The 17,042-nt window shown below is 47.5% G+C and carries 10 protein-coding genes; 8 read left to right on the top strand and 2 right to left on the bottom strand.

Annotated features, from left to right (window positions below; translation table 11 throughout):
* Positions 1–55 precede the first annotated feature (55 nt).
* Positions 56–1,939: an amidophosphoribosyltransferase gene (locus OCV81_RS13570; RefSeq protein WP_148330532.1), complete on the bottom strand. Its 1,884-nt coding sequence runs from the start codon at positions 1,937–1,939 to the stop codon at positions 56–58.
* 334 nt (positions 1,940–2,273) lie between these two features.
* On the opposite strand from OCV81_RS13570, the gene gltB reads away from it, so the two are divergent.
* Genes gltB through OCV81_RS13545 form a run of 5 tightly spaced genes read left to right on the top strand, consistent with a single transcriptional unit; the run spans position 2,274 to position 11,928 of the window.
* Positions 2,274–6,776 (top strand): glutamate synthase large subunit, encoded by a 4,503-nt coding sequence (gene gltB, locus OCV81_RS13565; protein ID WP_204433320.1) that lies wholly within the window; start codon positions 2,274–2,276, stop codon positions 6,774–6,776.
* 30 nt (positions 6,777–6,806) lie between these two features.
* Positions 6,807–8,150, top strand: coding sequence for a glutamate synthase subunit beta (locus tag OCV81_RS13560; protein ID WP_148330528.1), 1,344 nt, complete (start codon positions 6,807–6,809; stop codon positions 8,148–8,150).
* Positions 8,151–8,188: 38 nt separating this feature from the next.
* On the top strand, positions 8,189–9,859 hold the full coding sequence (asnB, locus tag OCV81_RS13555; RefSeq protein WP_022354410.1) for an asparagine synthase B: 1,671 nt from the start codon (positions 8,189–8,191) through the stop codon (positions 9,857–9,859).
* Between the two features lie 13 nt (positions 9,860–9,872).
* A complete protein-coding gene (dapF, locus tag OCV81_RS13550; protein WP_022354411.1) occupies positions 9,873–10,679 on the top strand; it encodes a diaminopimelate epimerase in 807 nt (268 codons plus the stop codon).
* Between the two features lie 13 nt (positions 10,680–10,692).
* On the top strand, positions 10,693–11,928 hold the full coding sequence (locus OCV81_RS13545; RefSeq protein ID WP_022354412.1) for an LL-diaminopimelate aminotransferase: 1,236 nt from the start codon (positions 10,693–10,695) through the stop codon (positions 11,926–11,928).
* Between the two features lie 437 nt (positions 11,929–12,365).
* Here the strand turns inward: OCV81_RS13545 and OCV81_RS13540 are convergent, their stop codons facing one another.
* On the bottom strand, positions 12,366–13,748 hold the full coding sequence (locus OCV81_RS13540) for a hypothetical protein (protein WP_022354413.1): 1,383 nt from the start codon (positions 13,746–13,748) through the stop codon (positions 12,366–12,368).
* A 165-nt stretch (positions 13,749–13,913) separates the two neighbouring features.
* Here OCV81_RS13540 and OCV81_RS13535 point away from each other — a divergent pair, with 165 nt between their 5' ends.
* From OCV81_RS13535 to OCV81_RS17930, 3 genes are read left to right on the top strand one after another with little or no spacing between them, the layout of a single operon-like run.
* Positions 13,914–14,987, top strand: coding sequence for a helix-hairpin-helix domain-containing protein (locus OCV81_RS13535; protein ID WP_239464716.1), 1,074 nt, complete (start codon positions 13,914–13,916; stop codon positions 14,985–14,987).
* A 2-nt stretch (positions 14,988–14,989) separates the two neighbouring features.
* Entirely contained in the window at positions 14,990–15,529 is a 540-nt protein-coding gene (locus OCV81_RS13530) for a GNAT family N-acetyltransferase (RefSeq protein WP_239464717.1), read from the top strand.
* Between the two features lie 4 nt (positions 15,530–15,533).
* On the top strand, positions 15,534–16,586 hold the full coding sequence (locus OCV81_RS17930) for a GNAT family N-acetyltransferase (RefSeq protein ID WP_239464718.1): 1,053 nt from the start codon (positions 15,534–15,536) through the stop codon (positions 16,584–16,586).
* Positions 16,587–17,042 lie beyond the last annotated feature (456 nt).

Raw genomic sequence — 17,042 nt, 5'->3', positions numbered from 1 at the left:
AGTTTGGGAGTATCTTGCCTTATTGTGGCAAATCAATGCATAAAAGAAGCTTTGATTAGAACTGATAGTTTTCTTCCACCCAGTGAACGAAAGCCATGTTTACCTGTCGGGTGCCACCCGGAGTGGGATAGTCTCCGCTGAAGTACCAGTCGCCCGGATGAGCAGGACAAGCTTTGTGAAGTCCCTCCAGGGTCTGATATACGATTTGCACTTTTGCATGTGTACCAGCGGGTGTCAGCAGTTCCACAATCTTTTCCGAAATCTCTTCATCAGTGAAAGGAGCGTAAATTTCTTTCACGTAATTGTGCATTTTCTCTTTCGGCAGATTCAGCTGTTCTTTTGATTTTCTGTAAGTGTATTCAATGACATGTTGCATGTCGCGTTCTTCCAGCAGCGCGATGGCAGCCTTGAAAGCGATGAACTGCTCCATGCTGGCCATGTCAATGCCGTAATAGTCTGGATAGCGCACTTGGGGAGAAGAAGATACGATGACGATCTTTTTCGGTTGCAGACGGTCCAGAATACCGATGATACTTTGTTTCAAGGTCGTACCTCGGACGATGCTGTCGTCAATGATGACAAGATTGTCCTGACGCGGAACAAGGCTGCCATACGTGATGTCATATACATGGGCTGCCAGGTCATTTCGCGTGTTGCCTTCAGCGATGAACGTACGCAACTTGATGTCTTTTATGGCTACTTTTTCACTTCGGATGCGTTGTGACAGGATTTTTTCCAATTCCTGATGGTCCGGTTGATGACCGAGCGCTTCTATTTCTTTTATTTTCTGTTGGTTCAGGTAGTTGTCCAATCCTTGCAGCATGCCGTAGAAAGCTACTTCGGCCGTGTTGGGAATAAACGAGAAAACAGTGTGTGCAATGTCGTGGTCTACAGCTGAAAGAATGGGCTCTGTCAGCATTTCTCCCAGTTTCTTACGTTCCCGGTAAATGTCAACGTCACTTCCACGGCTGAAATAAATACGTTCGAACGAGCAAGGTTTCGGAATGCCCGGCTTGTTGATTTGTGCCAGTCGGAGCTGTCCTTTTTTGTTGACCAGAAGAGCCTGTCCCGGCATCAGTTCGTGAATGCTTTCGACTGGAATATTCAATACAGTCTGGATGACCGGACGTTCGGAAGCCAGCACCATAATTTCGTCGTCCTGATACCAGAATGCCGGACGGATGCCCCATGGGTCGCGTACGGCAAAAGCTTCTCCGCTTCCTGTCATTCCACAGATTACGTATCCACCGTCCCATTTGGGAGAGGAGGTTTTCAGTACGTTGGTCAAGTCTATCCGGTCTTCGATGGCATGTGTGATGTCCATGCCTTTCAGTCCTTCTTCCTTGCATTGGTTATACAGGCGTTCCACTTCTCTGTCGAGTCGGTGTCCCACTTGTTCCAGCATAATATATGTATCGGCATATTTTCGCGGATGTTGTCCTGCTTCCGTGATGTCGGCAAAGATTTCGTCTACATTGGTCAGATTGAAATTGCCGCACAGAGCTAGGTTCTTGGCGCGCCAGTTGTTGCGGCGAAGGAAGGGGTGTACATACGAGATACCGCTTTTTCCTGTCGTGGAATAGCGAAGATGTCCCATGTAGAGTTCGCCGGCAAAGGGCAGGCATTTTTTGGCGAATTCTGCATCATGAAGCTGTTCTTCTGTTAAATCCTTGTATTGTTGGTGCACATTGTTGAAGATTTCGGTGATGGCTCCAGCTCCGAGTCCTCTTTCACGGAACATGTATTCCTCTCCAGGATTGGCTTGCAGTTTCACACAAGCCAGACCGGCTGCTTCTTGTCCGCGGTTGTGTTGTTTTTCCATTAATAAGTAGAGCTTGTTCAAGCCGTACATCCATGTTCCGTATTTCTCCTGATAATATTCCAGCGGTTTTAACAGCCGAATAAGGGCTACTCCGCATTCATGTTTTAATGTTTCCATTTATTTATAATTTCAGTCGACTAAAAGATTTGTCTACAAAATAACAGACAATTCTTAGAACCCGTGATGTGTCTGTTGTAAAAAATAGATTTGTTCTCTTTGTATGTTTCTAATTATAATAAAACCTGTAAAATATATTACATATTAAAATTTATAGCAGTTAAATATTGAGAAAGTGAAACCGTTGGCGAAAGGTATGGAAAATATTGTCAGGAAATATTGTTCAAATGTGTCATATTGGAAGTAATATTCTTATTTTTGTCGACAATTAGAATGAAAAATAGAGAACTAGGTGTTAAATAAGAAAGACAAAATGAGGATAGCAGGAGATTTTATGAAGAAAGAAAAAGCAGAAGCTGTAGAAAGTCGTCCGGCTTCTTCCGGCCTTTATCATCCGGAGTACGAACACGATGCTTGCGGTGTGGGAATGATTGTAGACATCCATGGTAATAAATCGCATGATTTGGTGGATGCTGCCTTGAAAGTGCTGGAGAATATGAAACATCGTGGTGCAGAAGGCGCTGATAATAAGACGGGTGACGGTGCGGGCATTATGTTGCAGATTCCGCATGAGTTTATTCTGCTGCAAGGTATTCCGGTCCCCGAGAAGGGAAAGTACGGTACAGGACTGGTTTTCCTTCCGAAAGATGTGAAAGAACAGGAAGCCATCCTGAGCATTATGATAGAAGAGGTAGAGCGCGAAGGCTTGTCATTGATGCATTTGCGGTCTGTCCCGGTAAATTCTTCCATTTTGGGAAAAAGTGCGCTGGAGACCGAACCGGACATCAAACAGGTATTCATCACGGGAGCTACCGATTTGGAAAACTTTGAACGTACCTTATATATTGTGCGTAAAAAGATTGAACGTCGTGTGCATCACAAAGACTTTTACATCGTTTCTTTGTCGAGCAAGAACATTATATATAAAGGTATGCTTTCTTCTGTGCAGGTGCGTGAATATTTTCAAGACCTTACACAGCCTTACTTTACCAGTGGGTTGGCAATCGTGCATTCTCGTTTTAGTACGAATACATTCCCTACATGGAGCCTGGCGCAGCCGTTCCGTTTGTTGGCACACAATGGGGAAATCAATACCATTCGTGGAAACCGCGGATGGATGGAAGCGCGTGAAAGTGTGCTTTCCACTCCGTTGCTGGGCGATGTGAAAAAAATAGGCCCGATTATTCAGCCGGGAATGAGCGACAGTGCTTCGCTCGACAATGTGCTGGAATTCTTCGTCATGTCCGGATTGAGCCTGCCTCATGCCATGGCCATGCTGGTACCTGAATCGTTCAACGACAAGAACCCTATCAGTGAAGACTTGAAGGCATTTTATGAATACCACTCTATTTTGATGGAACCGTGGGATGGCCCGGCAGCCTTGTTGTTCAGCGATGGACGTTATGCCGGAGGTATGCTGGACCGTAACGGTTTGCGTCCGGCCCGCTACCTGATTACGAAAAACGATATGATGGTGGTAGCCAGTGAGGCGGGTGTCATCAACTTCGAGCCGGAAGCCATCAAGGAAAAAGGTCGTCTTCAGCCGGGTAAAATCTTGTTGGTCGATACCCAGGAAGGTCGTATCTACTATGATGGCGAACTGAAAGATCAGTTGGCGACAGCCAAACCTTATCGTCAGTGGCTTTCTACCAACCGGATTGAGCTGGATACGTTGCGTAGTGGTCGTAAGATTTCGAATTCCGTTCCCGATTATCCGCGTCGGTTGCGTGCCTTTGGCTTTACACGTGAAGATATAGAGCGTACGCTGACTCCGATGTGTATGAACGGAGCAGAGCCGACCGCTTCCATGGGTAACGATACACCGTTGGCTGTATTGTCCGACAAACCGCAGGTGCTGTTCAATTATTTCCGTCAGCAGTTTGCACAAGTCACTAATCCGCCTATCGACCCGATACGTGAGGAACTGGTGATGTCATTGACGGAATATATCGGTGCGGTAGGTACGAATATTTTGTTGCCGAGCGAGTCGCACTGTAAGATGGTGCGTCTGCCACATCCTATTCTGAACAATACCCAACTGGATATTTTGTGTAACATCCGTTACAAAGGCTTTAATACCGTGAAGCTCCCGATGCTGTTCGAGGCTTCAAAGGGCGCCGAAGGACTGCGTGAGGCATTGAACGAATTGTGCAAGAAAGCAGAGGCGGCCGTAGATGAAGGCGTAAATTACGTCATTCTTTCCGACCGTGCAATCGATAAGGAGCACGCAGCCATTCCTTCCCTGTTGGCGGTGAGTGCCGTACATCATCACCTGATTTCCGTACAGAAACGTGTACAGACCGCGTTGATTGTTGAAAGTGGTGAAATTCGTGAGGTAATGCATGCAGCCTTGTTGCTGGGATACGGAGCCAGTGCCATCAATCCTTATATGGTATTTGCCATTCTGGATGACATGGTGAAGAAGGGCGATGTGCAGTTGAACTATGAAACAGCAGAGAAAAATTATATCAAGGCCGTTTGCAAGGGACTTTACAAGGTGATGAGTAAGATGGGTATCAGTACGATACGTTCTTACCGTGGAGCCAAGATTTTCGAGGCTGTAGGTCTGGGCAGTGAAATACTTTCCACTTATTTCGGTACACCTTCCTCTTCAATCGGAGGTGTGGGACTGGAAAGCATTGCCAAAGATTACAAGGCATTCCATGATGCAGGTTTCGATGAAGAAGAGGTGAGCGATTTGCTGCCTTACATCGGACAGTTCTCTTACCGAAAAGACGGTGAGAAACATGCGTGGAATCCGGAAACCATCAGTGCCTTGCAGTTGGCTACTCGCTTGGGGAGCTATGCCAAGTTTAAAGAATATACCCGTCGGGTAGACGAGAAGGAAAGTCCGATTTTCCTGCGCGACTTCTTCACTTTCCGTCGTAACCCGATTCCATTGGACGATGTAGAACCCGTGGAAGAAATCGTGAAACACTTTGTGACAGGAGCCATGTCATTTGGTTCTATCAGCAAGGAAGCACACGAAGCCATGGCTTTGGCCATGAACAAGCTCAACACACGTAGTAATACGGGTGAAGGAGGAGAGGACTCCGATCGTTTCCATGAAACCTACGACGGCATCTCTTTGTGCAGTAAGACCAAGCAGGTGGCTTCCGGACGTTTCGGTGTCACGACTGAATATTTGGTAAATGCCCAGGAAATTCAGATTAAGGTAGCTCAGGGTGCCAAACCGGGTGAAGGCGGACAGTTGCCGGGCTTCAAGGTAAACGAGGTGATTGCCAAGACCCGTCATTCAATTCCGGGCATCTCACTGATTTCACCTCCCCCTCATCACGATATCTATTCTATCGAAGATTTGGCTCAGCTGATTTTCGATTTGAAGAACGTGAATCCGAAGGCCAAAATCAGTGTGAAACTGGTGGCCGAGAGTGGTATCGGTACCATTGCAGCCGGTGTGGCAAAAGCCAAGGCCGATTTGATTGTCATCTCCGGAGCGGAAGGCGGTACGGGAGCTTCTCCTGCCTCTTCTATGCGTTACGCAGGTATCTCTCCGGAAATCGGTTTGAGCGAGACACAGCAGACACTGGTGCTCAACGGACTCCGTGGTCAGGTACGTTTGCAGACCGACGGTCAGTTGAAGACCGGACGCGACATCATCAGCATGGCTTTGCTGGGGGCAGAAGAATTCGGATTCGGAACCTCTGTACTGATTGTATTGGGTTGTGTGATGATGCGTAAGTGTCATGCCAATACTTGTCCGGTGGGAGTAGCTACACAGGATCCGCAGTTGCGGGCACACTTCCGTGGCCATTACCGTTATGTAGTCAACTTCTTCCGTTTCCTGGCACAGGAAGTACGCGAATACCTGGCAGAAATGGGATTCTCTCGCCTGGAAGACATTGTAGGTCGTACAGACTTGATTGAGATACGTCCGACTACCAACGAAAAAGCTTCGTTGCTGGATTTCAGCAAACTGTTGCATAAGGTAGACAACGGAGCCGCTCTGCATAATGTGACCGAACAGCGTCATGAGATAGAAAACGTGAAAGATGTCAGCATGCTGGCTGCCGCACGTGAAGCGTTGGATAACCGCAAGGAGGTATCGTTGGAATATGCCATAGCCAATACAGACCGTTCGGTGGGAGCCATGCTTTCAGGAGCAGTAGCAGCCAAGTATGGTCAGGCTGGATTACCTGCACAGACTATTCAGGTGAAGTTCAAGGGTTCGGCCGGACAGAGTTTCGGTGCCTTCCTGCCACACGGTGTCAGCTTCAAGCTGGAAGGAGAGGCCAACGACTATCTGGGTAAGGGCTTGAGTGGTGGACACATTTCCGTACAGCCTCCGGTAAGAAGCAATTTCTTGGCCGAAAACAATGTGATTGCAGGTAATACGCTGTTGTATGGTGCTACCAGCGGTGAGGTATACATCAACGGATGCGTGGGCGAACGTTTTGCCGTACGTAATTCCGGTGCCATTGCCGTGGTAGAAGGAGTGGGCGACCACTGCTGTGAATACATGACCGGCGGACGTGTGGTTGTTTTGGGCAAGACCGGACGCAACTTCGCTGCAGGTATGAGTGGCGGTGTGGCTTACGTATGGGACAAAGACCGCAACTTCGACTATTTCTGCAACATGGAGATGGTGGAACTGTCCTTGCTGGAAGATGCCACAGCCCGTAAGGAACTGCATGAACTGGTTCGTCAGCATTATTTGTACACAGGTTCTCAGCTGGCTCGTACGATGCTGGACAACTGGGGCCATTACGTGGAAGAATTCATTCAGGTGACTCCGATTGAATACAAGAAGGTACTGGCCGAAGAGCAGATGCGCAAATTGCAGCAGAAAATTGCAGAAGTACAGCGTGATTATTGATTAATTGTTGAACAGTAAAAAACTAGATATATGGGAAATCCAAAAGCATTTCTGACCGTTCCCAGACAAGAAGCCGGATATCGTCCGATACACGATCGTATCAGAGACTTCAGTGAGGTGGAACAGACGTTGAACACAAGTGAGCGAAAGTTGCAGGCATCGCGGTGTATGGATTGCGGAGTGCCTTTCTGCCACTGGGCTTGTCCGGTTAGCAATCGTCCTCCTGAGTTTCAGGATGCCATGTACAAGGGAAAATGGAAAGAAGCTTATGAAATACTCTCCGAAACCAATGACTTTCCGGAGTTCACCGGACGTATCTGTCCGGCATTGTGCGAAAAAAGTTGTGTATTGAAACTGAGTATGGATGCGCCGGTCACTATCCGTGAGGATGAGGCCGCAGTGATTGAAGCCGCCTTCCGTGAAGGTTATGTGCAGCCTCGCCAGTACAAGCGGAACGGGAAATCGGTAGCCGTCATCGGCTCTGGTCCTGCCGGACTGACTGCAGCCAACCAGTTGAATAAGAGGGGATACACCGTCACGGTATTCGAAAAACTGGAATATGTGGGTGGACTGTTGCGTTTCGGTATTCCGAACTTCAAGCTTAGCAAGTCGGTCATCGACCGTCGTATTGCGGTGATGGAAGCCGAAGGCATTACGTTCAAAGTGAATACGGATATTGATGTCACTCATCTGCCTGAAGGTTTTGATGCTTATTGCGTTTGTACGGGTACACCGCAGGCACGTGACTTGAATATCCCGGGCCGTGATTTGAAAGGCATCCATTTTGCCATGGAAATGCTGGCACAGCAGAATCGTGTGCTGGCCGGACAGCAGATTCCGAAGGAAGAACGCATTACTGCCAAAGGAAAGAATGTGCTGGTTATCGGAGGTGGAGATACGGGAAGCGACTGTATCGGTACAAGTAACCGTCAGGGAGCGCTTAGCGTGACGCAGATTGAAATCATGCCCAAACCGCCGGTAGGCTATAATCCGAAAACTCCGTGGCCGCAGTGGCCCATCGTGCTCAAGACAAGCAGCAGCCATGAAGAAGGCTGTGTACGTCGCTGGAGCCTGACTTCCAACCGTTTCCTGGAGAAGGATGGCAAAGTCTGCGGAGTGGAAGTGGAAGAAGTAGAATGGATTCCGGGAGCAGAAGGAGAACGTCCGGTGATGAAACCTACCGGAAAGAAGGAAGTGCTGAAAGCCGACTTGGTGTTGCTGGCCATGGGCTTCCTCCGTCCGGAACAGCCGGAATTCCCGGCCAATGTATTCGTGGCAGGTGATGCCGCTACCGGAGCCAGTCTGGTAGTGAAATGCATTGCAGGCGGACGTAAGGCAGCTGCCGACATTGATGCATATCTGAGCCGGAAATAATAGATTTTCATACAAAATATAAATACAACTTTACGATTATGTGTGGCATTGCAGCTATTTTAAATATAAAAGAGCAAACTCCTGAATTACGGAGCAAGGCTTTGGCCATGGCCCGGAAGATTCGTCATCGCGGACCCGATTGGAGTGGAATTTATTGTGGAGGGTCAGCTATTCTGGCCCATGAACGTTTGTCGATTGTGGACCCGGAAAGTGGGGGACAACCCTTGTATTCACCCGACAAGAAACAGATATTGGCTGTCAACGGTGAAATTTATAACCACCGCGACATCCGTAAGAAATATGCCGGGAAGTACGAGTTCCAGACCGGCAGTGACTGTGAAGTGATTTTGGCACTGTATCGGGACTACGGCATCCATTTTCTGGAAGAGCTGAACGGCATTTTTGCCTTCGTACTCTATGATGCAGAAAAAGATGAGTTTCTTATTGCCCGCGATCCGATTGGCGTGATTCCACTTTACATCGGCTATGACAGTGACGGAAAGGTATATTGCGCCAGTGAGCTGAAAGCACTGGAAGGATTCTGCGAACGCTATGAACCCTTCTTGCCGGGACATTATTATTCCAGCAAGGAAGGCAAGATGGTACGTTGGTACAAGCGCGACTGGACCAGCTATGACGCAGTGGCCGATGCACCGGCTTCGGTAAGTGCCCTGCGCGAGGGACTGGAAAAGGCGGTTCGCGGACAGCTGATGAGTGATGTGCCCTACGGTGTGTTGCTTTCAGGAGGTTTGGACAGCTCGGTGATTTCTGCCATTGCCAAACGTTATGCGGCCCGTCGTGTGGAAACGGACGGGAAAATGGCCGCCTGGTGGCCCCAGCTTCATTCATTCGCCATCGGACTGGAAGGAGCGCCCGACTTGGCCAAGGCACGTGAAGTGGCCGATTACATCGGTACGGTACACCACGAAATTCATTATACCATTCAGGAAGGACTCGATGCCCTTCGCGATGTGATTTATTACATTGAAACCTACGATGTGACAACTGTCCGTGCATCTACTCCGATGTACCTCTTGGCGCGTGTCATCAAGAGTATGGGTATCAAGATGGTGCTCAGTGGGGAAGGAGCCGATGAGATTTTCGGTGGCTACCTTTATTTCCACAAGGCTCCCGATGCGCGTGCTTTCCACGAAGAGACCGTGCGCAAACTGTCTAAACTTTACCTGTACGACTGTTTGCGGGCCAACAAGGCATTGGCTGCTTGGGGAGTAGAAGGGCGTGTGCCTTTCTTGGACAAGGAATTTCTGGATATTGCCATGCGCCTGAATCCAAAAGCCAAGATGTGTCCGGGAAAGACCATCGAGAAAAAGATTGTGCGCGAGGCCTTTTCCGACATGCTGCCCGAGAGCGTGGCATGGCGTCAGAAGGAACAGTTCAGTGACGGAGTGGGATACAGCTGGATTGATACGCTGAAGGAATTTACTTCCAAAGAGGTATCCGACGAACAGATGGCCCATGCTGCCGAACGTTTCCCCATCAATCCGCCGCGTAACAAGGAAGAGTATTATTACCGTTCCATCTTCGAGGAACATTTCCCGAGCGACAGTGCGGCCAAGAGTGTGCCCAGTGTGCCGAGTGTAGCCTGCTCAACGGCAGAAGCATTGGCATGGGACAAGGCTTTCGCAAATGTCAATGAGCCGAGTGGACGTGCGGTGGCCGATGTACACGAAGAAGGATACAAAAACTAAGTAGCGATTATATATGAAGATAGAATTTACAAAGATGCACGGCCTGGGTAATGATTACATCTATGTGAATACGATGAAATACCCGTTGACGAACCCCGAAGAAAAATCAATTGAGTGGAGCCGTCCCCATACGGGGATAGGCAGTGACGGACTTGTGCTGATTGGGGCTTCAGACAAAGCCGATTTCAGCATGCGCATTTTCAATGCCGATGGTTCGGAAGCCATGATGTGCGGGAATGCCAGCCGCTGCATCGGAAAATATTTATACGAATACGGACTGACTACAAAGACGGACATCCTTTTGGATACGCTTTCCGGTATCAAGGAACTGCATCTGCAGGTCAATGAAGGAAAAGTGGAGAGCGTGCGGGTAGATATGGGCATTCCAGCCGATATTCATCCGGTGGACTTGGGGGAATCATATCCTTACCAGAAAGGGATTGCCGTATCCATGGGAAATCCGCATCTGGTCATCTTCGTGGACAAGATGGAAGAGGTGGATTTGCCGGCAGTGGGACCGGTGCTTGAGCATCATCCGCTGTTCCCCGACCGGGTGAATGTGGAATTTGCCCAAGTGCTGGACAAGGAAACCATCCGCATGCGGGTGTGGGAGAGAGGCTCCGGCATCACACAAGCCTGCGGCACAGGTGCTTGTGCCACTGCGGTAGCGGCGGCTTTCACCGGCAGATGTGGTGACCATGCCACCATCTGTATGGACGGAGGCAAATTAACAGTCGACTGGAAAGGAGAGGGAAATCATTTGTATATGACCGGACCTGCGGTCAAAGTATTTGATGGAACAATAGAATTAAAAGAGTAAGACAAAACATCACATGATACAAGTTAACGAAAACTTCATTAAACTGCCCGGAAATTATCTGTTTTCGAGCGTAGCCCAAAAAGTAAATGCGTTTAAAACCGCCCATCCGGAGGCCGCACTGATTCGTCTGGGAATTGGCGACGTGACTCGTCCGCTGCCCCCAGCTGCCATCAAGGCCATGCACCATGCAGTGGATGAAATGGCCAGTGCTGCTACCTTCCATGGATACGGCCCCGAACAGGGATATGATTTCCTGATTCAGGCTATCCTGACTCATGATTATCAGCCGAGAGGCATCGAATTGCGTCCGACGGAAATCTTTGTAAGCGACGGTGCCAAAAGCGATACGGGTAACTTCGGCGATATTCTCGGCACAGGCAACAAAGTAGCTGTGACCGATCCGGTGTATCCGGTATATATTGACAGCAATGTCATGGCTGGACGCGCAGGTGACCTGCAGGCCAATGGCCAGTGGAACAACTTGACCTATTTGCCCTGTACGGCAGAGAATCATTTTGTGCCGTCTCTTCCCACTGAACCGGTAGACATGATTTACCTGTGCTATCCGAACAATCCGACGGGAACCACACTGACCAAGGCCGAATTGCAGAAGTGGGTGGAATATGCATTGGAACACAAGGCACTGATTTTATATGATGCAGCGTACGAAGCTTACATTCACGAAGCCGATGTGCCTCATTCTATTTATGAGATTGAAGGAGCCCGTTCGTGTGCCGTAGAATTCCGCAGTTTCTCGAAGACAGCCGGATTTACGGGTGTGCGTTGCGGTTATACCGTGGTACCGGAAGAGGTAAAGGCTATGACCACCTCTGGCGAAGAGGTAGCACTGAACCATTTATGGAACCGTCGCCAGTGTACGAAGTTCAACGGAACCAGCTACATTACCCAGCGGGGTGCCGAGGCCATCTACACTCCCGAAGGACAGGCAGAAATCAAGGAAACCATAGAATACTATATGGAGAATGCGCGCCTGATGCGTGAAGGTCTGCAGGGTGCCGGATTTACCCTCTATGGAGGTGTCAATGCTCCTTATATTTGGGTGAAAGCACCCGAAGGCTTGGATTCATGGAGTTTCTTCGATATGTTGCTTCACGAAGTGAATGTAGTAGGTACTCCAGGCGTAGGCTTCGGACCGAGCGGAGAAGGCTTTTTGCGTCTGACTGCTTTCGGTAAACGCGAAGACTGCCAGGAAGCCATGAGTAGAATAAAAAACTGGGCCGGACGTTAATCCGACCCAGTTCTTAAAACCGCCAGCCTATCCCGATCGAGAGTGAATGAAAAAATGGGCGTTTTTTCCCGAGATTAAGTCGTTTTCCATCGAAAACCGTTTCCCGGATGCCAGAGAGTAAGGGTCAAGGTTAGAGAAGGTGTATCCCAGAGAGATTATCAAGCTTTCTTCTTCCGTAACACGGAAGTTTTCAGCTGAGAAGATAAGGCTCCACACGAGAAGTTGTGATTTTCTTCATAGTAGTGAGGAGTCCATACACCTGTAGAGTTTGGGATAGAAACTAGGGTTATACTTTCATAAGTCGCACGTTTAAAATAGATTTACGGTTGCAAAGATAGAGTGAATGACGCTAATTTCCAGCAAAATCTGATGTACACAGCCTGTTTGTAAATCTCTGATAAATAGATGTTTGATAGATTACATGATGTACATCGTCTTTAAAATCCCGCAATGAACTCATCAAAACTGCAGTTTTCGATGCGCATTTTCTCTTTTAGGCGCATTTTCCGGCGCGAGATACTTCCCTTGGCAATGTGGTAGATTTCGGACAGCAGTGAAAGCGGAAGATCCATTTTCACCAGGCAGCAGAAACGGAGTTCCTCTTCCGTGAGCTGGGGACAGTGTTCCTTCAGCCGGATGGTGAACCTGTCAAAGCAGGTATCCGTGTTTTGCTGGATGATATCCCATTCATCTTCCGTCAGGTGAAGCGCTCCCTGTGAGTTCTTTTTCCGCAGGAGCGAGGGAAGGGTAATGGCATTCAGTTGCCGGTAATATTCCACACTCTTGTGCAGCCGGTCGATTTCCTGTTGCTTCAGCCGTTCCTGCTCGTGAGCCAGTGCCACTTCTGCCTCTTTCCGTTTCAGACTCTCTTCCATCCGCAACCACAGGCTTTCCTTGAGTTCTTCGGCCAGCTTCTGCTTGTGCGTACGGATACGGTGGAGCAATAGTAACAGAACCAGAATCACAAGTCCCAGTGCCACCGCCATCCGGTAGAAAATCAGCTTGTGGTGAGCCGTTTCCATTTCGGCCTTGTTGGCTCGTTCACGTTGCAGCTTGTATTCCTGCATGTCTTGTATTTTTCCGATGACCATTTCCTTCCGTTCCGTGCTCAGCGAGTCGTGCGACAGGATGTACTTCCGCATGTAGGCGTTTTCCCGTTTCCCATCTCGTAGGTTTCCATACATTTCAAACAGGCGGCGATAGGCCTCCGTACGTTGTTTCAAGGTCAGGCCCTGCAAAGAAGGCAAGATATAATGGGTTGCCGAATCAGCTTTCAGAAGCGAGGCAAAGATGTATCCTTTTTGCGTATGTAAGACAGGAGTCTGTGCTTCCGACAGATTTTTGTGGATGGCCTCGTTGATATAATGAAAGGCACTGTCCGTCTGCTTCTGTTGCTGGTAAATACGCGAAAGATACAGTTCGTTCTGCACGGTGGAAGCAGTTGTTCCGGAGGACATGTAGGCAAGGGCCTTCCGGAAATAAGTCTTTGCGGTTTCGGGATTTTTAGGCAAATAGAACAATGCCTTTTCCTGCCACAAATCGGCATACGAGGCCGAGTCGTTCAAGAACCGGGCCATTCTTTCCGCCTCTCCCAAAGTGCGTGCCTCTTCCAGGGTATCTGCTTTGAAGCGGCTGATGCGGATTTGTTCAAGGTAAATCTTGAACTGCAACAGACTGTCAGTGTAAGGATTCGTTTCGGCTGTTTGTGGAGAGGATGTTTCATGTCGGGAGGGTGTACATGCGAAAAGCATGCACAAGGGCAGCATCCATGCTCCCAAAAATCGTATAAGTCGGTTTATGTAATGTGAGAAAATAGACATAGGTTAGTCAGGTTAGTTAGTTTTGGGTGGCGAAGATAATAAAAACTTGCGGGAATGCATATTTTTTGAATAAAAAATGAGTTTAGGAATTTGGGGAAATCTTTCATTTGTTATTCTGATGCTTATTTTTTAGCTTTGCCGTAATAAGAAAAACACGAAAAAGAAATGGAACAATTGCAAAGCAGGCTCTCCAAATGGCAGGTGATGGCCCTCTCCCGTGAGCTGCATGATGACGAGGAAGGCATCCGTAAGGTTTGTCATCTTATGCTTCATGCAGAAGAGGCACGGTCGGCTTCCAATGCGGCATGGATACTCGCTCATTTGTCGGGAGAAGACAAAAGGCTCTATCTCTCTCCTTTTTATGATGAGATTACAGACCGGGTAATGGCGTCCAATTTAAAAATACGCCGGGGGCTTGTGCTGTCTATTTTGCTGGATTTGGTGACTGATAGGAATTTCCGGACAGACTTGTTTGATTTTTGTCTTATCCATGCAGTCGATAAGAAGGAAGCAGACAGCAGTCGTTCGATGATGATAAAATTGGCTGCAAAGATGTGCCGCTTTGTTCCGGAACTGGCCAATGAACTGAAAGTCTGTCTGGATATGCTGGAATACGAAATGACACCAAGTATTGTGGCAGCCAAGAGAAATGCCCTGAAGGTGGTGGCGGCATTGATGAAGCAAACGATGATAAGTCAGGAGAATTCTTCTTTACGAAAAATCCCCAACGTAGGTTCACAGACTGAGCAAGATTTGATGGCAATGGGATATACCTCTGTCGAATCGCTGAGAAGAAAGAATGCGGAGAATTTATACGAGGAAGAATGTCGTTTGCGTGGGTGTACGATAGATCGTTGTCAGCTTTATCTGTATCGGGCTTTGGAATATTCTGTTAATACGGAAAATCCTGATAGGGAGAAATGCAAATGGTGGTACTGGAAAGATGATTTCTTTTATCCTTCCCCGTGTGGGGCACGGTGTGTGGAGTGTCCGTCATTTCCGAAAGAATGTAAAGGATGCAAAAAGATAAAAGGCAAGGTACACTGGCTTCAATACACGGGCGATACCGTATGCCCTATCTGGAAATGCTGCAAGGAAAAGAAGCGGGAAAACTGTGGGGGATGTCCGGATTTACCTTGTAGTCGTTTTATGAAAGACCCTTCTATTTCGGATGAGGAAAATGAAGCCAATTTGAAAAAGATGATGGCTAATCTTGTAATGTATAAAAAACACACATAATTATGGAAACAGAAAGATTGATTCTCAGGCCATGGCGTGAGGCAGATGCACCTTCGCTCTATAAATATGCCAAGGATCCAGCTGTAGGACCGATTGCCGGCTGGCCACCACACACGTCTGTAGAAAATAGTAGGGAAGTGATACGTGATATTCTTTCGGCTCCGGAAACTTATGCGGTAGTGTTGAAGGAAACTAATGAGCCTGTTGGCAGTGTGGGCATTATGTTTGGAGACGGTATACATAGTGCCGACATGCAGGAAGGGGATGCAGAAATTGGTTATTGGATTGGAGTTCCTTATTGGGGTAACGGTCTGATTCCTGAGGCTGTCAATCGTCTACTGAGTCGTTGCTTTGAGGAGTTGGATATACGACGAGTGTGGTGTGGTTATTATGATGGAAACACCAAATCGCGTCGAGTAATGGATAAATGTGGATTTAAGTTTCATCATACAGAAGAGTGCAAACTTTCTCCATTAGGTGATGTACGGATAGAACATTTTACTTTGTTGACGAAAAAGGACTGGGAAAAAACGAATAATTGATTCCATGGAAAGTGTAGCAGACTATATGATTCGTCCTTTGTATCCAGAGGAAATCCATTTGCTGAGGGATTTTCTTTATGAAGCGATTTTTATTCCCGAAGGAGTTGAACCTCCGTCGAGGGATGTGGTGGATTTGCCCGAGTTGAGGCTGTATGTGGAGGATTTTGGCAAGAAAAAAGATGATTGTTGCTTGGTAGTTGAGCAGGATGGCAAGGTGGTTGGGGCAGTGTGGACACGTATCATGAAGGATTATGGTCATGTGGATGAGAATACCCCTTCGCTTTCCATTTCCTTATATAAAGCATATCGGAACCGAGGGTTGGGCAGTCGGTTGATGAAGGAGATGCTGAACCTGCTTGAAAGTAAAGGTTATCATTATGTCTCTCTTTCTGTTCAAAAGGCTAATTACGCTGTCCGTATGTATTTAAAACTTGGATTTGAGGTTATAAAGGAAACAGAGGAGGAGTTTGTTATGGTGAAAGATCTATTTACTCGGATGCTGGGCACAGTCGGACAACATTCCAACATTGGTCGGAATTTTACTTGTCGGTGTGGTTCCTGTAAAGCGATTAGATGGTTAAAACCGAGATACAAGATTCGTCCGCTTGTTGAAGGAGATATATCCGAAATGCAGCAAATGTTTCGTTCTACCGTACTCAATGTGAATTTGAGAGATTATACGAATGAAGAGGTTATGGACTGGGCATCTTGTGGTGATGATGTAGCACATTGGAAAGATCTTTTGTCGCAAAATTGCTATATCGGAGCATTTGATGAACGAGACAGAATGGCGGGATTCTCTTCTATGAATAAGAAAGGGTATTTGCATTCTATGTTTGTGCATAAAGACATGCAGGGAAAAGGAGTTGCTACTCAGTTGCTTGAAGAAGTGGAAAAGATGGCCGTTGCGTATGGAGTCACTGAAATAACATCGGAAGTAAGTCTGACCGCTCGACCGTTTTTTGAACGAAAGGGGTATAAGGTGGTTAAATCTCAGAAGTGCAGAGCCAATAAATTGATGCTGACGAATTTTGTGATGCGCAAGTGCATTCTCTGATGTCCATATTTTTTCTTCTTGTGTGGATTTGAAAACGCACTGGCACCAATGAGAAAGTATGCTTGAATTTTTTATGTCTCTCACGCGGGAAACGTATGTTTCTGCTTCCGGAACCGTATGTTTCCCGTGTGAGAAACGTACGGTTTCGGGCAGAGAAACATAGAAAATGCTTCGTCAGTAGATGCAATTCATTGAGGCGTTTTCGAAAATACCTTTAAGATAGAATTCTTGTACAAAGGAGAGGTTGTGTGAAAAGTCAGTTATGTGTATGGACAATCTCATAAGACTGGCGGACCAGACGCTTTATCTCCTTGTCGGGCATGTCCTCATTGAATTTGATGCTAATCCAATATTTCGGATCACTACTGTCCACTAAAAATGGACAAGGTTAAAAGTTAAATAAATTCGGTTCACTTGAACCATATCGGTCTTTGACATTTTTGAAATTCGATTTGT

Source organism: Phocaeicola fibrisolvens, assembly GCF_025567125.1.
GTDB classification, from domain to species: Bacteria; Bacteroidota; Bacteroidia; order Bacteroidales; family Bacteroidaceae; genus Phocaeicola; species Phocaeicola fibrisolvens.
This window is presented reverse-complemented; position numbering and strand designations above follow the sequence as displayed.